Source organism: Brevibacterium sp. CT2-23B (genome assembly GCF_013168765.1).
Taxonomy (GTDB): Bacteria; Actinomycetota; Actinomycetes; order Actinomycetales; family Brevibacteriaceae; genus Brevibacterium; species Brevibacterium sediminis.
In genome coordinates this window covers 295868-317982 of record NZ_JABBYK010000005.1, presented here as the reverse complement: position 1 = coordinate 317982, position 22115 = coordinate 295868, and the positions used below count along the sequence as shown (strand labels likewise).

Sequence of the window (22115 nt, the reverse complement as noted above, 5' to 3'; positions counted from 1 at the left end):
GGCGTCCGTCGACGCCCTTGACCGCCGGTGTTAGTCTCGCAGTATGACTGCGATTCAGGACCGTCTGACCTCGTTCGCCCACGGTGGAGGATGCGCCTGCAAGATCCCTCCCGGCGAGCTCGAGGACGCGGTGCGCGGCCTGGTCGGTCAGCCCGGCCCGGATGTCCTCGTCGGCCTCGATGACGGCGATGATGCCTCGGCGGTGCGAGTCCGCGATGACCTCGCGGTGCTCTCGACCGCGGATTTCTTCACCCCGGTCGTCGATGACGCCTACGACTGGGGACGGATCGCGGCGGCCAATGCGCTCTCCGATATCTACGCAATGGGCGGAACCCCCGTCACGGCGATCAACCTCGTCGGGTGGCCGCGGGAGAAGCTGCCGATGGAGCTGCTCACCGAGGTTCTGCGCGGCGGGCTCGACGTTGCGGCACAGGCGAACTGCCCCGTGGCCGGCGGGCATTCGATCGACGACCCCGAACCGAAGTACGGGATGGCCGTGACTGGGGTGGCGCATCCGGATGAACTCATGCGCAACGATTCCGCCGAGGCGGGGCTGCCCCTGACATTGACCAAGCCGATCGGCGTGGGGATCCTCAACAATCGGCACAAAGTCACTGGTGAGACCTTCGACGAGGCAATCGCCACGATGACCGCGCTCAATGCCGAAGCGTCACGGGCGGCCGTGGCTGCAGGTGTACGAGCGGCCACGGATGTCACCGGTTTCGGTCTGCTCGGGCACCTGTTCAAGATGGCGCGAGCCTCCGGGGTCGGAGCGGTCATCGATGCGGCCGCGGTGCCCCGGCTCGGCGGTGTCGATGAGTCGATCGCTGACGGGTATGTGTCCGGCGGGACGAGGCGAAACCTCGACTGGGTGCGGCCTCATCTGACCGCGGATGATTCCATGACCGAGGACGACCTGCTGCTTCTGGCCGATGCGCAGACCTCCGGCGGACTGCTCGTCGTCGGCGAACTGCCTGGTCACCCCGTCATCGGTGAGATCGTCGCCGGTTCAGGCGTGCACGTGAGGTGAAGGGCTAGGGCTGAGGGATCCCAGCCTCGATGCCGGCGATGATGATGTCGAGACCGCGTCGGTAGAGCCGGTGATTGCGCTCGGTGCCCGCAGGGTGATTCTCAATCAAACTGGTGAGCCGCGAGTCCTCTGACGCAGGAGCGAAGATCACCTGCGGCGACAGCGCGTCGAGTGCGGCTCCGAAGGCAAACGCATCGAGCACCTCGATCGTCGTGAGAAGCTCGGTCTCCGGCACACCCGCATCGGCCAACACGTCGATGAGGGACTCGTAGAGAGTCAACGTCCCGGGTTCCTCGACTGTGACTCCGAGCAGGTGGATCATCACCCGCGGATGATCCGAATACAGCCGCCACAGCGAATCCACCATTGCCTTCAGGTTGTCTTTCCATGACCCCTGATCAGGGATGTTCAGGGCGTATTCGACGCTGAGAACCTCACGCATCGCGTGGATGACCCCTTCACGTCCGTCGACATGATGGTAGATCGAGGACAGACTGACCCCGAGCTTCTTGGCCAAGGGCTGGATCTTGAGCTCACCGCCGCCATCGATCATCCCAATCGCTGCGCGTCCGATCTTCTCCCGGCTCAGCAGTGGGGAACTAGGTCGTGCCATGAAGTGCTCACTTCCTCAAGGACGTCCGGACGCCCAGGCGCTTAAGGGGCCCGAAATCTGGACTAACGCTACTCGTCTACGCATTGACAAGGTCTCGGTGTACGGGCACCATTCTAGATAACCGAAAACTTTTCGTTTAAGTCGCGAAACTCGCACTGGCAAAGGGGCCGACCCATGAGTTCCACTTCCACCTCCGCACCGCCGACACCGGATGATCCGCGGGTCCCCCTCAGGCCGCGGAACGGATCTGCAGTCTTCCTCGTCTCTCTCGCCGGACTCATGCTTGCCAACCTCGCTCCGCTGATCATGTCGGTCTTCGAGCAGATCGGATTCGACGTCGTCGCCTCAGGCAACATCCTCACGTGGGGACTCTTCACTTCGGCGATCATCGGGTTGGCGACCTCCCGTGCCGCAGCCGGGACCAGGAGACGCACCATCGCCGCCAGCGGACTCGGCATTGCGACTATTGCCTTTCTCGTCGCTGCGCTGGTCACCGGGCCGACTGCGCTCATCGTCATCAGCTTCCTCATCGGCTCGGCGGGACTCGGCACTGCGGTATCGACCTCAGGTGCCGCGATTGCCGCACTGCGGAACCCCAACCGGGTCAGCGCATCGTCCGGAGTCGTCAACAGACTCCTCGTCATGGTCGTCCTCGCCGTCATTCCCATCCTCGGCCTGGCCCAGATCACCGTCTTCGGATCACTGGCCCTGCTATCGCTGGTCAGCTTCGCCGTGACGGTCTGGTTGCCGAGCACACCTGAAACATCGACGACCGAGGTGCTCGCCGAAACCCGAGCCGAGGCGACACCCTTATCGAGTCGACCACGCAAACCGCGCACAGTCCTCCTCGCAGGAATCGGCGTGCTCATAGTATTCCCCCTGTGGGGAACCAGCGAAGATTCTGTCTGGACACTTGCCCCGACTCTTGGTGATGCGGTCGGCATGTTCGATCAGACCCTCGGCTTTGCGCTCAGCGCGGCTGCGGGCATCGGCGCCGGAGCAATGCTCGTTGTGACCCTGCTCGGCAGCCGAATCGGACGCGCCCTGCCCTTGGGCATCGCACTGGCACTCGGAGGAGCGATCAAGATCTGGATCGGTGTGGAGACGGACCCCGCAATGCTCGCCACTCTCATCATCGCGGTGAACACCATCTACGCCTTCGCCTTCACGCTCTTCATTGCCACTGCCGCCGGTCTCGATGCGCGAGGAAACTGGTCAGGACCGCTGATCGGGGCCTATATCGTCGGTTCGAGCTTTGCCCCGATCATCGGAGCTTGGATCATCGACGGTGTCGGAATTCCGACCTTCGGACTGATCGTGGGTCTCGTCAGCTTCGTCCTCATCATTCCGACGATGCTCATCGCACGCGTATCAACCCGCGTAGAAAAGACGCTCAACAGCCTCGACGAGGCCGCAGCAACCCACGAAAGGACACCATGACCACGGTCTATGAGAATGCCGTTGTCTTCACCGGAGACGAACACGCACCGATCGGCCAGGCAGTGGCGATCGACGCCGGCCGTATTCTCGCGGTCGGAGACACCTCAGCGGTCCTCGATATCGCGGGAGACTCCGCGCAGCGGATCGACCTCGAAGGCAGCCTCCTCGCTCCCGGATTCGTCGAGGGACACACGCACCTGATGATGCTCGGCCAGACGCTCGACAAAGTTCAGCTGCGGGACTGCACGAGTCTCGAGGAGATCCAAGAGCGCTTGGCGCTCAAGCGGCAGGAGCAGCCCGAAGCCCCGTGCGTGCTGGGCTCGGGTTGGATGTTCGACGTTATCCCCGGCGACCGGCCCACGGCTGACATGATCGACGAGGTGGTCAGCGACGTCCCCGTGCTCCTCGACTCCAATGATGTGCATTCCGCTTGGGTGAATACAGCAGCGCTTGAGGCCATGGGCATTACAGAGGCGACACCGAACCCGCACGGCGGCGAAATCGTCCGTAATGGGCAGGGGCAGGCGACAGGGTTCCTCCTCGAAAACGCGGCGATCGAGTACGCATGGTCCTATCTCGAGTCCGTCACGACCGATGAGGATCGTGATCGGTTCCTCGACAGCGCCTTCCGCGTCTATCTGGAGAACGGAGTTACCTCGGCGACCGACATGGCGGTGGGCGAAGCAGAGGCGGCGACTTTCCGCCGTCGACTCGAGAGGGACGGACGACTGCCGTTTCCCATCACTGCTCACTGGCTGCTGCGGCCCACCGGCGATCCGGCCCGCGATCTCGCCGCTGTCGCACGAGCCGCCGAGATTCGCGACCAGTTCGCCGACCTTCCCGGCTCCGAATGGTTCCGCATCGTCGGCGTGAAGTTCATCCTCGATGGCGTCATCGATGCCTGCACTGCAGCCATGCGCGACCCCTATGTCGACGGAACGCAGGCCGGGCCGATCTGGTCGTTCGAATCGGCGGCTCCGGTCGCTGTCGCTGCCGATGCCCATGGACTCGAGCTTGCCATGCACGCCATCGGTGACCACGCCAGTGAGATCGCCCTCGACCTTGCGGCCGAATGCGTGCGCGTCAATGGACCCCGAATCCGGTCCCCGCGGATCGAACACCTCGAGTCGGTGACCGATGAGACGATCGCACGCATGGCCGGCCTCGGCGTCGTTGCATCGATGCAGCCGGTGCACTGCGATCCGGCGATCATGGGCAATTGGATGACGGTGCTCGGAGGGCAACGCGCCGAGAACGGGTTCCCGTGGCAGAAGTTCCGTGAGGCCGGAGTCCACATTGCTCTGGGCACGGATGCGCCGACGGCACCGCATCAGATGTCGCACAACCTCTTCATCGCCTTGACCACCCGCTCGGCACTAGAACCTGGGGATACCAACTATCATCCGGAGCGAGCCTTCACGCCAGCCCAAGCATTGAGTGCGCTCACGCATGCCGCGGCGCGGGCAGGGGGATTCGCCGACGGCATTGGCCGGATCACCCCAGGGGGTCGTGCCAACCTCGTCGTTCTCGACGTCGATCCCTTCTCCGATGATCAGGACCGACTACTCGAGGCTCAGGTACGCGCCACCTTCGTCGACGGTGAGGTGGTGTGGCAGAACAGAGAAGCAGTCGTAGATGGCTGACTTGGAAGAAGAGCCATTGCCCACAGTCCGTTTCTTGAAATGACGGTGCTGCGACTCGGCGTCGCTCCGATGCCTACTCAGCGCGGGGTGACGTCCTCGTCGCGGAACTGGCGGAAGCTGGCCATACAGAACCAGAAGATGACCCCCTGGACGAGTCCGAACAACAGTGTCTCCCACAAACTGAACATCCCATTGCTCAAACCAAGGAAATTCATTAGGAAGTAGATCAGCGGAAAGGCCACCGCGACCGCCACACCGAACCTAAGGCTCTGACGATCCTCGAGCAGCTTCTTCATAGGCCTCTCTCGCTACCCGACGCGCTTCAATTTGCAAGCAATGTTGCTGAATAAGGTGCCTGGTGAGGCTGTTTTTGACGCCGATCAGCGTTTGCCGAGGGAGATTTCGCGCAGCGAGTTCGAGCATCCTTCATCGGTCGTCGCACACCACCCCGTTACACCGAGGTGTTTTCGCACTGAAGGCGAGGGGTTCCGCCGGAACTGTATGAAGAGCCACTCGCGAGTGGGTGCTGGCACTGCCGGTGCCCAGCAACACGAACGGTGAGGGGTGCTCACGGTGAGGGGCGCTCGCGCTTAGCGGTGATGTCCCGCCCGCGCGCCTACCGGCCGGTGGTGATGGAGTCGTCGGTGATGCCGCGAGCCCGACGCTCTTCGAGGCGAGCGCGCTGCGGTTCGACCACGTGACGCGGGTCCTTCGTCGATTCGATGCCGGCTTCCAGCACACCGAAACGCGTGTACGCCGAGGCGGCCGCCAAGGCCGCACCGGAGACGACGGACAGTCCCCGCAGCACAGCACGAGTCTTCCAACTCCGCTTTCGCGAGACGCTGGATCCAGCCACAGTGCCCACAGCATCGGCGATCGCACCGGCGACTCCTCCGCCGGAACCACCAACACCACCACGGGCCAGCTTCTTCGCGAACACGCGCGCCCCCACCTCGACGACGGCGGCTCCGACGGCTCCGGCGATGAGCAGCTTCTCGGCGCGGTGGAGCTTGTGTTCCGGTTCGCCGTCGTCCAACGGATCGACCTCGGCCGGGTGCATGCGCTTCCTCATCGCCGACATCGCATAAGCCTCTCCGGCGGTCCCGGCGAGCGCGAGCAGTCGGGCCGGGCCGGTCTCGGCCACCGGTGCCAATGCCATCGCGGCACCTCCGGCGGCCATCGACGCCGAGGACACGAATACGTACGGCAGACCGTTGCGACCGGCGGCGTTCCAGGTCGGAACGGCCGTCGCCCCGAGAAGCACAGCGGTATATGCGGCCAGCGGAGTGGCGAAGAAGGCGGACTCGACGGCCGCCGGCGTCTCCATCGCATGGAGCACCTTGCGCAGCGGGCCCAGAGGCAGCAGCTTCTCACCGGTGATCCGGTCGAGTTCGATCGCAAAGGTCACTCCCGATCCGACGCCGAAGCCGGAGAGGATCCAGGTGCCCAAGCTCATCGGCGATGAGACTTTGACGACGCGCATCATATTGAGGAACCGCTCGGGCCTGCCGAGGTCAGCCACGAGAGCGGCACCGCCGATGCCGGTCGCGGCGATCGCAGTCATCCGGGAGGCGATGCGCAGACCGGGCCGATCGGTCAGCTGCGCGCCGAAGCCCAACAGAGACGAACCGCCCGCCAGACCGCCGAGGAACAGGTAGGCCCCGATCTCATCGCCCCACGGTGGAGCCTTGACGATCGGTCGACCGTAATAGGACGTGAACTCGACATCCTCGACCATCGGCATCTCACGGTTGCCGTCGGCACCACGGTTCTTCCACCCGCCGCCGCGACCGCCCCGTCGACCACCGGAACCGTCAGGTCCGCTGGGACCTCCGCGGCCGCCTCGGCGACGTTTTCTGCGTCCGCCTTCCGGCTCGGGTGGGCGGTAGGAATCGTATTCTGAAGTGCTCATGAACGGCGGCTCCCGAGGAACGCGAGACCGGCCGCGGCGACCATGCCCAGCGCCGCGATCCCGGCGTTGGCGTACATCTTCGGCAGATCCTTCGTCGCGACCCGCGGGTCCGGCGGCAGGCCGTAGACCTCGGGTTCGTCGAGGAGGAGGAACACCGATCCGGTGCCGCCGACCCCGTCGTTCGAGTTCGCCCCGTAGAGGCGAGCCTCGGTCAGGCCCTTCGCGTGGAGTTCGGCCACACGGTCGTGCGCCTGGTCGACCATGTCCTCACGGTCGCCGAACTTGATCGACTGCGTCGGGCAGGTCTGCGCGCAGGCTGGTTCCTGACCCTCGACGAGGCGGTCGTAGCAGAGGGTGCACTTGTTCGCGGTGCCCGCGTTCGGCACATCCATGTCCGCGGCCTTGCGATCATCCCGGTCGGTGGGGGTATTGATCGTGCCGTCGTCGCGGCGTTCGATGACGCCGAAGGGGCAGCCGGCCACGCAGGTTCCGCAGCCGTTGCAGACATCGTTCTGGACGACGACGGTGTCGAATTCGGTGCGGAAGAGCGCACCGGTCGGGCACACGTCGAGGCAGCCGGCGTGCGTGCAGTGTTTGCACACGTCGGAGGACATCAGCCAGCGGAAGTCCGCGGTGTCCGGGGGTGTCGTGTCGACGTTCGACAGGTCGGTCGGCTCCAGGGCACCCGGTGCCAGCAGATCGACGTTGAGGTCGGGGGTCGTCGGCAGACCGGCGGAGGTTCGGCCCTCGGCCGCCGCACCCAAGGCCCCGTCCAGCGGCTGCGCGGCGGCAGACTCATCGGTGCGCGGGCGGATCGTGGGCATGCCGAGATTGACGAGCTTGCGCCCGGATTCCCGCGCCTTCTCGATGCGTTCGGAATCCTGTTCGATGAACGCGACGTGCCGCCACGTGTTCGCCCCGAGGCTGCCCGTGTTGTCATACGAGGAACCGAGCAGTTCGAAGGTGCCGTCCTGCGGGTTGCGGTTCCACTCCTTGCACGCGACTTCGCAGGCCTTGCAGCCGATGCAGATCGAGGTGTCGGTGAAGAATCCCTTGCGGCTGTGCGCGGAATCGTGCCAGTGCCCGTCCGCCAACGTGCCGTCATCGATCGTCGGTGTCGACATCAGTCGTCCTCCTCCTCGTTCTCCTGCCGATCCCGAGCCGCACGGGCGCGAGCTTCCGCTTCGGCCACCTCGGTTTCGGCGATCGCACTGCCGTCGGCGTGCCGGCCGTGGTCGGGGTCGCCGTCGCTGGGGTCCCCGTCGTCGGCACGGTTCGACACCGCAGTCTCGGCGGGTTCGGTCGCCTCGGTGGGTTCGATGGTGATCCTACCGCTGCGATCATCGGCGCTGTCGACCGTCGCCGAGGCGGTCGTGCCGTCCCCGTCGGAGGCTCCATCGCGTCCCCCGTCCAGGGTCTTGCCCGGGGTGACGCCGACGGCCGAGTCGCCGCCTCGGTGAGCGTGCCCACCGGCGCTGCGACCCTGTCCGGCGTGATGGGAGGCCTCGACATCCTCGGCGGGAACGGTGACCTGCTGGTTGCCGGATTCGGGGCTGAGACCGGCCTCGCGTTGGTACTTCTCGACGAAGTCGACGAGTTCGGGTCCGCGGGGACGGCGGCCGGGCATGATCGTTCCGGCCACGTACTTGCTGTTCTGGATGTAGACGTTGGGGTCCATCGTCACTCCGAGCAGGTCGTTGGCGGAATCGCCTTCGACGACGGCATCCTGACCGCCCACGCCCCAGTGATAGGGCAGGCCGATCTGGTGGACGGTCTTCCCGCCGATGGTCAGCGGGGTCATCCGCTTCGTCACGAGGACGCGGGCTTCGATCGCCGCTCGCGGGGAGACCAAGGTCGCCCAACCGTAGGGCTCGAGCCCCACCTCGGCGGCGAGTTCGGGTGAGATCTCGCAGAACATCTCCGGCTGCAGCTCCGACAGGTACGGCAGCCACCGGGACATGCCTCCGGCGGTGTGGTGCTCGGTGAGTCGGTAGGTCGTGAACACATAGGGGAAGACCTCGGATCCGGGCACCCCGGCACCGGGAGCGGACAGGTTGTCCTCACGGCGCATGACCATCCGGGTCGGGCTGTTCTGCTGGGAGTACAGCGGGTTCGCGACCGTCGATTCCTGCGGTTCGTAGTGGGTGGGAATCGGCCCGTCGATCATGCCGCTTGGTGCGAACAGCCATCCCTTGCCGTCGGCCTGCATGATGAACGGATCGTCACCGTCGAGGTTCGCGGGTCCGCCATAGGCGGCATCCGATCGGGCGGCGGGTGCGCGGTCGATCGGGAAGTCGGGCACGTCCTTGCCGGTCCACTTCCCGGTCTCGTCGTCCCACCACACGAACTTCTTCCGTTCCGACCAGGGAGTTCCGTCGGGTGCGGCCGAGGCACGGTTGTACAGGATCCGGCGGTTCGCCGGCCATGCCCACGCCCATTCGGCGGCGGTCTCGTCCTGCTCATCCCGCGGTTTGCGGCGGGCGGCCATGTTCTGGCCTCCGGCGTAGACGCCGGCGTAGATCCAGCAGCCTCCGGCGGTGGTCCCGTCGTCGGTCATCTGGTTGAAGTTGTCCAAGGGCTCGCCGTCGCGGTCGCCGCCGATGAAGTAGCCGTTGATCTCCTTGACGACCGCCTCGGCGTCGACTTCGCCCTCCTCGTCGACCGGGTAGTCCCAGGTCATGTCGAGCAGCGGTCGATCGCGGGGGTCGTCGGAGTCCCTCAGCTTCTCGCGCACGGCTTGGCCGAGTTCGTAGAAGAAGTCGAGTTCGCTCTGTGCGTCCCCGGGCGGGTTGACGGCCTTGTGGCGCCACTGCACGAGACGCTGGGTCTGCGTGAAGGTGCCGGCCTTCTCCGTGTGGTTGGCTGCGGGCAGGAAGAACATCTCGGTGTCGATGTCCTCGGTCTTCAGCTCCCCGGTCTCGATCTCGGGGCCGTCCTTCCACCAGGTGGCGGATTCGATGAGGCTGAAGTCGCGGACGACCATCCACTTCAGGTGACTCATGGCCATGCGCTGCATGCGCCCGTTGGCCGAGCCCACGGCCGGGTTCTGCCCGAGCAGGAAGTACCCGTCGACACCGTCGTTGAGCATGCGCACCGCGGTCTGGTAGGTGCCGTGGGCGCCGTTGATGCGCGGCAGATAGTCAAAGGCGAAGTCGTTGTCCTGCGTGGCCGCGTCGCCCCACCAGGCCTTGAGCAGGCTGGTGGCGTAGGCACGGCCGTTGGCCCAGTAGCCCTTGTGGGTCTCCGGGGTGCCGACGGCGGCGACGTAGTCGTCGAAGGTGTCGTGGACTCCGGCACTGGGCATCGGCAGGTAGCCGGGCAGCAGGTTGAACAGGGTCGGGATATCAGTCGATCCCTGGATCGTCGCGTGCCCGCGCAGCGCCATGATTCCGCCGCCCGGTCGGCCCATGTTGCCGAGCAGCAGCTGGAGGATCGAGGCGGTGCGGATGAATTGCGCGCCGAGGCTGTGCTGGGTCCACCCGACCGCGTAGGCGAAGCACGTGGTCCGTTCCCGGCCCGAGTTCTCGGTCACCGATTCGTAGAGGTAGTCGAAGTCTGCGGGTTTGATTCCGCAGTTCTCCTCGACCATCTCAGGCGTGTAGCGCGAGTAGTGGTGCCGCAGAATCTGGAACACCGATTTCGGGTCCTTCAGGCTCGGGTCCTTGAGCGGTGCACCGTGCTCATCCGTCTGGTACGACCACGTCGAATTCTCGTAGGAGTTCGTGTCCGGGTCGAACCCGGAGAACAGTCCGTCGAGATCCTCGGTGTCGACATAGTCGTCGCTGATGAGGTTCGCGGCGTTGGTGTAGGCGCGCACGTACTCGTCGAAGTAACGGCCCTCGGTGAGCACACGGTTGATGAGCGCACCGAGCAGCACGATGTCGGAGCCGGCCCGAATGGGCACGTGCTTATCGGCGATCGCGGTGGTGCGCGTGAAACGAGGATCGACGTGGATGATGCGGGCACCCCGGGCCTTGGCCTCGCTCACCCACTGGAAGCCCACCGGGTGGCACTCGGCCATATTGGAACCCTGGATGATGATGCAGTCCGCATTCGCCATATCCTGGACGGGTTGTGTGGCGCCGCCGCGCCCGAACGAAGTTCCCAAACTGGGAACGGTGGCGGAGTGTCAAATACGCGCCTGGTTCTCGATCTGTATCGCCCCGGCCGCGGTGTAGAGCTTCTTGGCGAGGTAGTTCTCCTCGTTGTCGATGGTCGCCCCGCCGAGGCTGGCGATGCCCATCGTCCGCCGCAGCGGGTGGCCTTTGTCGTCGAAGTCCTCCCAGTGGTTGCGGCGGGCCTCGATGAATCGGTCGGCGATCATGTCGATCGCCGTCGGCAGGTCGATCTTCGTCCAGTCCTTGGCCTTCGGGGCCCGGTAGAGGACGTCGGTGACACGACCGGGAGCGTTGACAAGCTGTTCGCTGGCTGCGCCCTTCGGGCACAGGCGGCCGCGAGAGATCGGTGAGTCCGGGTCGCCTTCGATCTGCACGACCTTGTCATCCTTGACGAAGATCTTCTGCCCACAGCCGACGGCGCAATAGGGGCACACGGATTGGACGACCTTGTCGGCCGTGACCGTGCGTGGAGTGGTGTCCCGAGTCTGCTGGGACACGACGGATTCGCCGCGTCCCGTCTTATCCGACGTGCGCAGCTGCCGGAGTACCGGCCACTCGAGGAAGCTGAACCGAGCCATGGCACCACCTTAGCCCCTCACGGGGCGGAAATGCACCAGGTGAGACCGGGTTTTCGACCCCATCTCAGGGGGTTGGGAATCGCCCGGTTCGCCGAGGCGGCTGCGCGGTCATGATCGACCGCGCAGCCGCCTCGGTGCTGGGTTCCGGGTTCGGGTCCCTGGGATCGCTGAGCTCAGACCCGGCGGGCCAGGAGGATCGCGTCCTCGAGTTCGGCGGGTTCGCCCGACGGGGAGGTCACTTCTCGGGTGCGGGTGTCGGCGAGTTCGATCTCCCAGCGGTGCGGGCTGGCGCCGATGAGGAGGGCGAAGTCTCCGTTCGGGCTGACCAGTTCATGGTGGTGGTCTATGCCGTGCTCGAACTTCTCGCTGTGTTCGGCGGCCCACGGCGGCATCGTCACATGGGAGACGAGCAGGAGGGCCCCGCCCGGTGCCACGTGCGCGGCGACGCGGGTGAGGAGCTCTTCCCGGGTGTCGGGCAACCGGGTGTGGAGGAAGGATCCGGTGACGAAGTCGAAGCCGCCTCGGCGATCGGGGTCGTCCGGTTCCCAGGTGGAGACGTCGGCGACGGCGAATTCGGCGGAGATTCCGCGGGATTCGGCGGCCCGGCGGGCTCGGTCGATGGCCGTGGTCGACAGGTCGATGCCGGTGGCGTCCCAGCCGTTCTCGGCCATCCAGACGACGTCGGCGCCTTCTCCGCAGCCGACGTCGAGGACGCGGCCGGGGGTCATATCGGTGACGACGGCGACGAGGGATTCGTTCGGGTTTCCGGACCAGATGGCGTCGTCGGCCTCGGCGTAGCGCTCTTCCCAGGCGGCGACGGAATCGGGTACGCCGGTAGTGTCTGCGCCGGTTCTGTCTGCGTGGGTGTGGTCGTTGTGGCTGCTGGTCGCTGTCACTTGTCGACGCCCGGGTCGGCAGGGATCGAATCGGGGGCGGCACCGTCCGCGCTGTCGGTCTCTGCGGCAGCGGCGGCTTCCTGCTTGGCCAGTTCGGCACGGACCTCGTCCATGTCGAGTCCCTTGACGGCGGTGATGACCTGTTCGAGCTGCGGGCCGGCGAGCGCGCCGGGCTGGGCGAAGACGACGATGCCCTGGCGGAAGGCGACGAGGGTCGGGATCGAGGAGATCGCGAAGAGTCCGGCCAGCTGCTGCTGGGCTTCGGTGTCGATCTTGCCGAAGACGATGTCGGGGTTGGCCTCGGCGGCCTGTTCGAAGACCGGGGCGAACTGCTTGCAGGGGCCGCACCAATCGGCCCAGAAGTCGAGGAGGATGATCTCGTTGTCGTTGATGGTCGACTCGAAGTTGTCTTGCGTGATTTCGATCGTAGACATGCCGTCCAGTCTAGGAGCCGCGGATGAATATCGCCTGGACGGAGATCACATGACGGGGCCGATGTCCGGGACAACGGGGCGGCTGAAACGGAGCTGACAACCGCCACGACGGGGATCAACTCAGCGGGTGCCCGATGCTCACCTGCCGAGGTCGGCGATCGGTTCGTCGTCGATGATGGCGGTGAACACGGCGTCCGCCTCGGCGGATTTGACCACCCGGTTGGGGTCTTCCGGTGCGGGTGTCCACGGCATGATCTCGAAGGTGATGCCGTCCTCGGGCACGGAGGCCACCGTCGTAGCCAGGGAGGCCAGCGAACGCATCGAGTCGAGTTCGTCGTCGACGCCGATCGTCGAGGTCACAGCGTCGAGGAATCCGTACAGGCGGTCGGGCCGGGTGAGGACCTGGCCGCTCTTGGCGCGGTCGATGATGGCCTCCATGACCATCTGCTGGTTGCCCATCCGTGAGATGTCGCTGCCATCGCCCACGGCGTGCCGTGTCCGGGCCAAGGCGAGGGCGTCGTCTCCGCCGATCGTCTGGTGGCCGGCGGGCAGGTCGAGGTTCGCCTTCGGGTCGTTGAGAGGTTCGTCGAGGTCGACGTTGATCCCGTCGAGCGCGTCGACGATCGCTGAGAATCCGTCGAAGTCGACGTTGATGAAGTGGTCGACGCGCACCCCGGTGAGTTCCTCCGCCGCTGATACGGAGCAGGCCGGACCCGCATTGAGGGCCGAGTTGATCATCCCGTGCGTGGCCGCCGATGCGCCGTGGCCGGTATCGTCGCAGGCGGGAATGTCCATGATCGTGTCACGTGGGATCTGCACGGCGTCGATGCGGCCGCCGTCGGCGGCGACGTGAGCGAGGATCATCGCATCGCTGCGGGCACCCTCGGCACTGCCGAATCCTTGCGCCGAGGCGGTCCCGGAGTTCGCGCCTTCACCTGTGCCCGAGTCATCGGAGGCGTCCTTCGCCGAGGCGAGATCGCGAGTGTCGGATCCGATGATGAGGACGTTCGTCTCATCCGTGAGCTTCTCGGGAACGTCACCGCCGTGGGCGCGCAGCGGGGACGAGGAGATATTCGCGCCGAGGTTGTGCACCGCCACCGCGATCGTCACGGGGGCACCGATGATGAGGACCGCAGCCACGGCGACGAAGGTGCGCCGGCGCCGGTACTTCGCGGCGAGGCGTCGCTGTCGGCGGGGTCCTGGCGGCGGTGACGATTCTTCGTTGTCCACGGTTCGGGTGCTCCTGCGTCCGGGGTCACAGCGGATTGCATACAAAACGGAATGTATACAATCCTAGATGCCTGCGCGGTCGAGTGCACATCGCTGTGTTCCATCTCTCGACTGAAATCATTCGGCCGAAATCACCCGCAGAGCGATCACTCTGTTAAGCTGGAATCGTTCTCGCACAGAAATGTGCGGAGCAGATGGTGTCTGAAGAGCAGGTAGATTCGCTCGTCACCATGTGTTTGCCCATCGGCGCGTGTCTGCCTTCCGCGCCCCTCATGATTTTTCCCAGTTCAGTCGTCTGACGACTTCCGTCCAGCACCTTCGAGTGCATGATCGAAACCGAGTATCCCCACGATTTCGTCTGAGACAGAGACCTCACATCAGAGAACTCATCCTCACCAGCGATTCCGAGTCCTCGGTTCACCCACAGATTTTCGTTGGATCTGCGTCTGAAGATCCAGTCCAGCCAGCGGGAAAGCCGGATCCAGCAATGGGTTCGACCATCACGATCGCAGCAGCGGTCATCAGTTAAAAAATAAGGATACAAAGATTATGGCAACAGGTACCGTGAAATGGTTCAACGCGGAAAAGGGTTTCGGATTCATCCAGCCTGACGACGGTTCGGCTGACGTGTTCACTCACTTCTCCGCGATCGAAGCCTCCGGCTACCGCGAGCTCACCGAGGGTCAGAACGTCGAGTTCGATTCTGAGATGGGCTCCAAGGGCCTGCAGGCGACTCGCGTCCGCGGCCTCTGAGACTCTTTGAGAGTCTCACCTAGAGACTTCTGAGATTCACCAGCGACCCTGCGTTCACCCATTTGGTGTGAACGCAGGGTCGCTGTCATCTCCTCCCCAATTGCTACCTGACGGCGGCCCAGCAACCTCGCGCCAGGTTGTTGGGCCGCCGTCACCGGCGTTGACAGGTACCCTTGCTCTATTTAGAGTCAGTGCCAACGACCGTGAACCCTGACGTTGGAGGAGCGATGAAGCACTCGCGACTCACCAGCTGGATCGTCGCATTCATCCTGCTCGCCGCTGCCTGCTTTCTGAGTTCGCAGACGGCCCCGTTCCATGACTTCGCCGCGTTTCTGTGGTTCTTCGCCCTCGTGCTCATGATCACAGCCACGATACTCGCGGTCATCCGTGATCGCCGGCGACGCCGATCTGGCTGAACACTCCGGCAGCTCCACGCACATCGGCCCGCCCGGTTATCCTGAACTCATGCCGCCCTGCGACACTCCTCGTCTGCGCCTGCGGGAGATGACCGACGACGATCTCGACGATATGGCCGCCCTCCTCAGTGATCCGCAGGTGATGGAGTATTACCCTCACCCCAAAGACCGCACCGAGGCGGCTGCGTGGATCCGGTGGAACCGACGCAATTACGCAGAGCACGGGTTCGGGCTGTGGATCGTGGAGACGCACAAAGGTGAGTTCCTCGGCGACTGCGGCCTGACTTGGCAGACCGTCAACGGCGCACCTCACCTTGAGGTCGGTTTTCATGTGAAGCCGTCCGACCAAGGTAATGGGTTCGCCACCGAGGCGGCTCTGGCCTGCGTCGATCACGCTCGGGAGCTCGAGGTGGCTGCAATACTGACCGCCATCATCCACCGAGACAATCGACCGTCGCAGCGTGTGGCCGAGAAGCTCGGGATGCAGCGCAACCCCGAACTCCGACACAAGTCCCCCGACCACGAGGTGTTCTCCATGGGCCTGTGACCGCCCTAATTGCTACCCGACGGGGGCCCAGATACCTCGCGCCAGGTTGCTGGGCCGCCGTCAGGTAGCAATTAGTGGTGGTCTAGGAAAGTGCAGAAGTCCTCGACTCCGCTGAGCTCGATGTCGTTCCGCCGTCTGGTTTCCCACGCCGAGCGGGTCAGGCGCCAGCGTTGGATGCGTCCCGGCTCGCCTCGGCGGATGTCCCAGTCGAGGCCGTTGCGCTCGTACCCCAAGGCTTCGGACACCTTGTTCGATCCGATGTTGTCGACGAACGCATCGGAACCGGCCTCACTCGCCCCGAGCCCCGCGAACGCGAGGTGGAGCAGAGCACTGCGCATCTCCGTGCCGAGGCCGCGACCGCGCACATCCGTCGACAGCCAGGAGAATGACGCGAACGTCCCGCAGGAGTCGAATTTCTCCGCTATGAGGTCCTGCATCCCCACGGCCTCACCATCGACGAGGACGGCGAAAGCCAACCGGAAATCAGAGGGAGAGAACCGCCCGCGTCCGCGCCACACGTTCTGGAGCCACCTGCTCACCCGCACGTCCGGGTCGGATTCGTAGAACGACATCGGATCGTCGTAGGGGGCGGGTTCCGCGAAGACCTTGCCGTCCCGCACAAGAGGGGCGAGCGCCGCAAGCATCTCATCGGCAGCACCGACGAGCTCGAGTCGGGGAGTCTTCACCCGGATCTGCAATGGCGGGTAGCCGATCATGCAACCAACCTAGGCCAGCCGGCCCGAATCCACAATGGTCCGACGACTCCGGGTAGCGTGGGGTTCGACTCCAGGATGCCGATAACAGGTGGTGGCCCATGACCGAACCCGATCGCCCGACCCCGACGACCGTCGTCTTCGACCTCGGCAATGTGCTCATCGGCTGGGACCAGACAGGTCCCCTGGCCGATCGTATGAGCGCCGATGAATGGCATTCCTTCGCCGAGGCGGCCGACTTCCCCACGCTCAACACCGCAGCTGACTCCGGCGTTCCGATCACCGATATCGTCGCCCGAGCCGCCGAGGCGGACCCCCGCCACGGTGAGATCGTCGCCGGCTACTACGAGAACTTCGACAAGTCCCTGACCGGTCCGATCGACGGCATGGCCGAGATCGTCGCAGATCTCAAGGCCGCCGACGTCCGCCTGCTCGGGCTGTCGAACTGGTCGGCTGAGACCATCCACCATGCCCCTGTCGTCGCCCCGACGATCAGCGAACTCGAAGACATCGTCGTCTCCGGTCGAGTCGGTCTGGTCAAACCCGATCCGGCGATCTTCGAACTGACCCGGGACCGATTCGACCTCGACCCGGCCCGGACGGTCTTCGTCGATGATCTGCCCGCCAACGTGGAGGCAGCTGAACGACTCGGCTTCATCGGCCACGTCTTCTCAGGAGCCGCCTCACTGCGCGAGGAACTGTCCGAGCTCGGTCTGTTTAAGTCTTACTAAGACATTGCGTCCGGTTACTTGTTGGACTTTCAGTCCGACTGAGGTGACAGTCTTAGATCCGAACCTTCACTTGAGTCTCTGCGAAGGTCGAAGGTCTTCCAGCGTCCGAAGTCGTTCTAGCGCACCGTCTATTTTGGTTGCGGCCTCGTGAACCACTGCCTCAACCAACGCCAGGCATCCCACTTGGCTATCAAAGAATGAAACGTCGACGGCGGCCTGCAGTACGACGTCGGAAATACCAGCGACCGGCGACAACCATTGGTCGGTGATCAACGCGACCGAAGCAGAGTTTCTCTTTGCGGCCTCAGAAACCTGGAAAAGATGCTCCTGATATCGCCTGACGTCAAGAACAAGCAAAACGTCTTGCCGCCGCAGATCGGTGACAACATGAAGGTCACGTCCCATCGGATCTTCCAAGAACGAGACGTTCGGCCTCACCTTCGATAGCTGCAGCTGAGCTACGCGGCCAACCAGCCCGCTGTAGTGTCCCCCAACAACCACCACGCGATTCGATACCTTTGTCAGCATCTTCACCAAGCGGTCGATTTCCGAACGTGGATTCTGCTGAAAAGTTCTAGTGATGAGATCCGCCCGGTCCGTCCCGCTCGAGGAGAACTCGTCTGAAAAATCTCGCCCAGCCGTCTCTGCCTCAGCCCGTATAAGCGGACTCGCCGATCTCGTCGTCAATTCGGTCCGCAGACGATCCTGCATTTCGACGAAGCTGTTGAATCCGAGCTGCGTACAGAAACGCACGACCGAAGCAGAACTCGAACTAGCCAAGGCCGCTAGTGACGATGTTGTCCCCAAACCAGCACTCGGATAGTCGGCCAGCAGAGCACGAGCAATCCGGCGACTGGCGGGGCTGAGCGAATCAATCGACGAATTGACCGTCTCCGCGACTGTTTCCATCGTATGACTCCCGAGAATGAAGCGTACATTTCAAATGTGATCCACATTGCAGTTATGAAACAACTATGCCAAGCTGATCTCGCTCAGCACAAATGAAAGGAACATCACATGACTGAAACCATCCTCCGATCGTTTGGCCAGAGTACCGAGCCGCTTCTCATCGTTCATGGCGGTGCCGGACATCGATCGACTCCCCTTACCTCGGATGGTACAGCCAGCGCGCATGCAGCGTTGGAGAAAATTCTCGAAGCAGGCTACTCAGTACTCAGCGCGGGCGGCTCTGCAGTCGACGCAGTCGTTGCCGCGGTCCGCGAACTCGAGGATGCCCCCGATTTCAATGCGGGCCACGGGGCCGCACTCACTGCGTCAGGAACCGTTGAACTCGACGCTTCGATCATGGCTGGTGACGGCCGCTCGGGGGCCGTCACCGGTGTATCTACCGCTCGCAACCCCATTTCGGTTGCTCGCGCGGTGATGGACAAAACCGACCACCTGTTATTCGCGACACCGACTCACGAACAGCTGAGTAAGTGGGACGTCGAAACAGTCGATCCCGAATACTTCATCACGGAGAAAAGGCGAGAGGAGCTCGCCGCCTTTCAGAAGCAGCCTGACGCCTTGCTCCAGCACGGCACAGTCGGTGCCGTCGCTCGCGATGCAGACGGGAATCTGGCAGCAGCAACTTCCACCGGTGGAATCGTCAATCAGGAGCCAGGCAGGGTAGGCGACACACCGCTGGTAGGTGCCGGGACATTCGCTGACGACGGAACAGTGGCTGTCTCTTGCACCGGCACGGGAGAAGTATTCATGACTGAAGTCGCAGCTCACAGCGTGCACGATCGAGTTTCTCTCGGAGGAGCCTCTCCAAATGAGGCGGCAGTCGCAGTCCTCGACCGAATCGCAATTCGCGGCGGGATGGGAGGAATGATCGTCATTCCGACGTCTGGTACGGGGCTCGCGGCGTACAACAGCGGCGATATGTTCTACGGGTCATTCGATTCCACAGGTACATACACGCACGTGTGAACGTCCAGCCCGGGGAAACCGGTAGCTGGAGTTGACGATTACTTGATTAGGAGAGATATGTCAGTTCAAGCACCCACTGACGAGGACAGGCAAAGTCGCTTGTCCCGAGGAGTGATGAAACTCCTCGAAGCAGTAGACCGTGCAGGCAACAAACTGCCTCACCCATTCTGGATCTTTGTGGGCCTTGCCGTCATCGTCGCCCTGCTCAGCGCACTGTTCGCTCGCTTGGATCTTTCTTCAGTCAATCCCACTGACGGCAAAACAGTGGCCGTCAAGAGTTTGCTCACGTCCGAAGGCATTCAGATGATGCTCGACGGTGCGATCGAGAACTTCGTGAACTTTCCCCCGCTGGGGTTGATTGTCGTGGTCGCACTTGGAGTGTCTATTGCAGACGCAACAGGATTATTACCTTCCCTGATGAGGGGGATGCTTTCCAAGGTCAATCCTCGCTACGTGACCTTCATGATCGCGATTACCGCAATGGCCGCCCAAATTGCTGGCGACGCCGCCTTTGCAGTGATGATTCCGTTGGCGATGATCGCCTACCGCGCGGTCGGGCGCAGTCCGATCATCGGGGCTGTCGTGGCATATGTTGCTGTGGGTGGAGCAAGCAGCGTTGGACTGATTCCCACCGGAACCGACGCGGTATTTGCCGGTCTGACGACCGCCGCTGCCCACACGATCGACCCGAGCTATAACGTCAACCCGCTATCTAACTACTATTTCTCGGCTTCATCGTCCATTGTGCTGGCTCTCTCCATCACTTTGGTTGTTGAACTGGTTGTGGCCAAACGAGTCGCGTCCCTTGAGGCGGCAGAACCTTCAATAGACGCTGATCCGTTACCGGACATGAAGCTCAAGCTTTCTGAGCAACGTGGCATGATCGGCGCAGGAATCGCCACTGTTCTCTTCTTCGGCCTCCTTGTCCTGGCAACAGTACCGGCGAGTTCGCCCCTCCGCGGAGAGGGTGGGAGTGTTGTCGATTCACCTCTGATGAACAATATCGCCGTCATCATGATGTTGTTCTTCAGTGCTGTGGGAATCGTCTACGGTGTCATCGTCGGCTCAATCAAGAAGTTCAGCGACATCCCCGAACTCATGGCTCCTGGCGTCGCTGCTCTCGTTCCAGTCGTGGTTCTCTTCTTCGCCGCTTCACAATTCTTGGCCTACTTCAAATGGACAAATATGGGGCAAGTCATTGCGATTGAGGGGGCAGGGCTCCTCGATCGCATAGGTGCAGCTCCAATCGTCATTTTTGTTGTCGCCGTGCTGTTTATCAGCTGCCTCAATCTGGTGCTCACCTCGGGTTCGGCTATGTACGCATTCGTAGCACCGGTCCTGGTGCCGATGCTCATGCTCCTCGACATTGCGCCAGAGACCACTCAGGCGATGTTCCGCATCGCCGATGCGCCGACAAACAGCTTGACCCCGATGAGCCCATACTTCGTTCTTGCCCTCGGATTCATCCGGCAACATCGACCCACGGCTGGTGTCGGCACGTTGATGTCGCTGGTTCTTCCGATCGCCTTGGTCAATCTCGTCGTCTGGCTGGTCCTTTTCATATTGTGGTATCTCGTGGGTCTGCCTCTGGGGCCAGGAGTAGCCGCTCGGTAGCGCCGTGATTGGTGCCGCGTTGGTCTTCTCGCCACCAACCGCGCACCGTTTTGATCCGGCAGGTGCCAATCCAATCCTTGTGCACTTCCCGTCCGTCTCTGCACGTCTCTTCCGCCACCTGCAGTTGTCGCAACGTTTCGCACAACTGAGAAATTCGCACCGTTCGAGGCGTCATCCCCGCTGATACCGTGAGAAACGTCCGCGCCTGGAGAGTCCACCCGCCGCCTGAACAGGAGACACGATGACGACACCTTCATTCCTCGACTCCATCGATTCCGAGCTCGACTGGCAGCGCGAGGTCTACAAAGACCTTCACCGCAATCCTGAGGTCAGCCTCGACGAGCACAAGACCGCCGACCGCATCGCGGCCGAACTCGAGGGACTCGGCCTCGAGGTCACCCGGATCTCAGCCACCGGTCTGGTCGCCGTCATCGACAACGGCACCGGACCGACCGTTCTCGCACGAGCCGACATCGATGCTCTCCCCGTCACCGAGGACACCGGCCTCGACTTCGCGTCCGAGGTCGACGGTGTCATGCACGCCTGCGGTCACGATATGCATGCCGCTGCTCTGCTCGGCGCAGTCCGGCTTCTCAAAGAGAACCAAGATGCCTGGTCAGGCGCGTATATCGCGCTCTTCCAACCGGCAGAGGAGAACGCGGCCGGGGCGAAGGCGATGATCGATGACGGGCTGACGGACAAGGTTCCGACCCCCGATGTGGCCCTGGCCCAGCACGTCATGCCGCTGCCGGCCGGCAAGATCTTCACCGCTGCCGGACCAGTGATGTCGGCCGGGGATTCGGTGAAGATCACGGTCTTCGGTCGCGGCGCCCACGGGTCCATGCCGCACCTGTCCGTCGACCCCGTGGTCCTCGCGGCCTCCATCGTTCTGGTCCTGCAGACGATCGTGTCCCGGGAGACCGAACCGGGTGAGTTCGCCGTCGTCACGGTCGGTGCGTCGAACGCCGGATCGAAGTCGAACATCATCCCCGATCGGGCCGAGCTGCTGCTCAACGTCCGCACCTACGACACCGCGGTGCGCAAGCGGGTGATCGCATCGATCGAGCGGATCGTCCGCGGCGAATGCGAGGCCGCCGGAACCCCGAAGGAACCGACGTTCGAGTATTTCGACCAGTTCCCGCTGACGGACAACAGTGAAGCGGTCAATGACACCATCACCGAGGCGCTCACCGAGTTCTTCGGCACCGAGGCGGTACTCGAGGCGACCCCCGCGACCGCGTCGGAGGACTTCAGCGAACTGCCGAAGGCCTTCGGCATTCCCTACGCCTACTGGTTCGTGGGGTCCTTCGATGCAGAGAAGTACCAGGCCGCCGAGGAGGCCGGAACCGTGCTCACGGATGTTCCGGCCAATCATTCGCCGTTCTTCGCCCCCGAACTCGAGCCGACTCTCGAGATCGCGACCAAGGCGCAGGTCGTCGGCGCTTTGGCCTACCTCGGCGGCTGAGCCCTAACTGCTTCGACCGGCGACCCCGAGCAGTCTCCACGTGGCCT

Annotated in this window: 19 protein-coding genes and 1 pseudogene; 10 read left to right on the top strand and 10 right to left on the bottom strand. The window is 63.5% G+C overall.

Going from position 1 to position 22115, the window contains the following annotated elements:
• The first annotated feature begins 43 nt into the window (after positions 1-43).
• A complete protein-coding gene (selD, locus tag HIM68_RS14390; protein WP_172173287.1) occupies positions 44-1030 on the top strand; it encodes a selenide, water dikinase SelD in 987 nt (328 codons plus the stop codon).
• Positions 1031-1034: 4 nt separating this feature from the next.
• Here selD and HIM68_RS14385 read toward each other — a convergent pair whose 3' ends face one another.
• Complete coding sequence (locus HIM68_RS14385; RefSeq protein WP_172173284.1) at positions 1035-1643, bottom strand: TetR/AcrR family transcriptional regulator; 609 nt, start codon at positions 1641-1643, stop codon at positions 1035-1037.
• Between the two features lie 174 nt (positions 1644-1817).
• Here HIM68_RS14385 and HIM68_RS14380 point away from each other — a divergent pair, with 174 nt between their 5' ends.
• Both HIM68_RS14380 and HIM68_RS14375 read left to right on the top strand, forming a co-directional pair.
• Positions 1818-3083: an MFS transporter gene (locus tag HIM68_RS14380; RefSeq protein WP_172173281.1), complete on the top strand. Its 1266-nt coding sequence runs from the start codon at positions 1818-1820 to the stop codon at positions 3081-3083.
• Positions 3080-4726, top strand: a complete 1647-nt coding sequence (locus HIM68_RS14375) for an amidohydrolase (RefSeq protein ID WP_172173278.1) — start codon at positions 3080-3082, stop codon at positions 4724-4726. Before HIM68_RS14380 ends, HIM68_RS14375 begins: the two co-directional genes overlap by 4 nt.
• 77 nt (positions 4727-4803) lie before the next feature.
• Here the strand turns inward: HIM68_RS14375 and HIM68_RS14370 are convergent, their stop codons facing one another.
• From HIM68_RS14370 to HIM68_RS19210, 7 genes and pseudogenes are all read right to left on the bottom strand, one after another.
• Complete coding sequence (locus HIM68_RS14370; protein ID WP_172173275.1) at positions 4804-5022, bottom strand: hypothetical protein; 219 nt, start codon at positions 5020-5022, stop codon at positions 4804-4806.
• 320 nt (positions 5023-5342) lie between these two features.
• Positions 5343-6638 (bottom strand): NrfD/PsrC family molybdoenzyme membrane anchor subunit, encoded by a 1296-nt coding sequence (nrfD, locus tag HIM68_RS14365; protein WP_172173272.1) that lies wholly within the window; start codon positions 6636-6638, stop codon positions 5343-5345.
• The gene (locus HIM68_RS14360; protein WP_172173269.1) at positions 6635-7762 is read right to left on the bottom strand and encodes a 4Fe-4S dicluster domain-containing protein; all 1128 of its coding nucleotides are present in this window, start codon (positions 7760-7762) and stop codon (positions 6635-6637) included. The genes nrfD and HIM68_RS14360 overlap by 4 nt, the downstream gene beginning before the upstream one ends.
• Before the next feature lie 395 nt (positions 7763-8157).
• Positions 8158-11334, bottom strand: a pseudogene (gene fdnG, locus HIM68_RS14355) (formate dehydrogenase-N subunit alpha); the annotation flags it as partial.
• 173 nt (positions 11335-11507) lie between these two features.
• On the bottom strand, positions 11508-12230 hold the full coding sequence (locus HIM68_RS14345; RefSeq protein WP_172173263.1) for a class I SAM-dependent methyltransferase: 723 nt from the start codon (positions 12228-12230) through the stop codon (positions 11508-11510).
• Positions 12227-12664 carry a thioredoxin gene (gene trxA / locus HIM68_RS14340; RefSeq protein WP_172173260.1) on the bottom strand — a complete coding sequence of 146 codons (438 nt, stop codon included), beginning with the start codon at positions 12662-12664 and terminating at the stop codon, positions 12227-12229. Before trxA ends, HIM68_RS14345 begins: the two co-directional genes overlap by 4 nt.
• A gap of 138 nt (positions 12665-12802) precedes the next feature.
• Positions 12803-13894 (bottom strand): LCP family protein, encoded by a 1092-nt coding sequence (locus tag HIM68_RS19210; RefSeq protein ID WP_172173257.1) that lies wholly within the window; start codon positions 13892-13894, stop codon positions 12803-12805.
• Positions 13895-14443: 549 nt separating this feature from the next.
• On the opposite strand from HIM68_RS19210, the gene HIM68_RS14330 reads away from it, so the two are divergent.
• The 3 genes from HIM68_RS14330 (at position 14444) to HIM68_RS14320 (ending at position 15610) form a co-directional block, all read left to right on the top strand.
• Complete coding sequence (locus tag HIM68_RS14330) at positions 14444-14647, top strand: cold-shock protein (RefSeq protein WP_062240453.1); 204 nt, start codon at positions 14444-14446, stop codon at positions 14645-14647.
• 227 nt (positions 14648-14874) lie between these two features.
• Complete coding sequence (locus HIM68_RS14325; protein WP_172173254.1) at positions 14875-15063, top strand: hypothetical protein; 189 nt, start codon at positions 14875-14877, stop codon at positions 15061-15063.
• A 49-nt stretch (positions 15064-15112) separates the two neighbouring features.
• The gene (locus HIM68_RS14320; RefSeq protein ID WP_172173251.1) at positions 15113-15610 is read left to right on the top strand and encodes a GNAT family N-acetyltransferase; all 498 of its coding nucleotides are present in this window, start codon (positions 15113-15115) and stop codon (positions 15608-15610) included.
• A 71-nt stretch (positions 15611-15681) separates the two neighbouring features.
• Here the strand turns inward: HIM68_RS14320 and HIM68_RS14315 are convergent, their stop codons facing one another.
• Positions 15682-16326, bottom strand: a complete 645-nt coding sequence (locus tag HIM68_RS14315; protein WP_172173248.1) for a GNAT family N-acetyltransferase — start codon at positions 16324-16326, stop codon at positions 15682-15684.
• Positions 16327-16424: 98 nt separating this feature from the next.
• Between HIM68_RS14315 and HIM68_RS14310 the strand changes: the two genes are divergently transcribed.
• Positions 16425-17054, top strand: a complete 630-nt coding sequence (locus HIM68_RS14310; RefSeq protein WP_172173245.1) for an HAD family phosphatase — start codon at positions 16425-16427, stop codon at positions 17052-17054.
• Between the two features lie 66 nt (positions 17055-17120).
• On the opposite strand, the gene HIM68_RS14305 is transcribed toward HIM68_RS14310, so the two are convergent.
• The gene (locus HIM68_RS14305; protein ID WP_139467572.1) at positions 17121-17963 is read right to left on the bottom strand and encodes a MurR/RpiR family transcriptional regulator; all 843 of its coding nucleotides are present in this window, start codon (positions 17961-17963) and stop codon (positions 17121-17123) included.
• A gap of 108 nt (positions 17964-18071) precedes the next feature.
• On the opposite strand from HIM68_RS14305, the gene HIM68_RS14300 reads away from it, so the two are divergent.
• From HIM68_RS14300 to HIM68_RS14290, 3 genes are all read left to right on the top strand, one after another.
• Positions 18072-18989, top strand: coding sequence for an isoaspartyl peptidase/L-asparaginase family protein (locus tag HIM68_RS14300; protein ID WP_139467573.1), 918 nt, complete (start codon positions 18072-18074; stop codon positions 18987-18989).
• 114 nt (positions 18990-19103) lie between these two features.
• Complete coding sequence (locus HIM68_RS14295; RefSeq protein WP_253903971.1) at positions 19104-20603, top strand: AbgT family transporter; 1500 nt, start codon at positions 19104-19106, stop codon at positions 20601-20603.
• 241 nt (positions 20604-20844) lie between these two features.
• Complete coding sequence (locus HIM68_RS14290) at positions 20845-22068, top strand: amidohydrolase (protein ID WP_172173242.1); 1224 nt, start codon at positions 20845-20847, stop codon at positions 22066-22068.
• Positions 22069-22115: the final 47 nt, after the last annotated feature.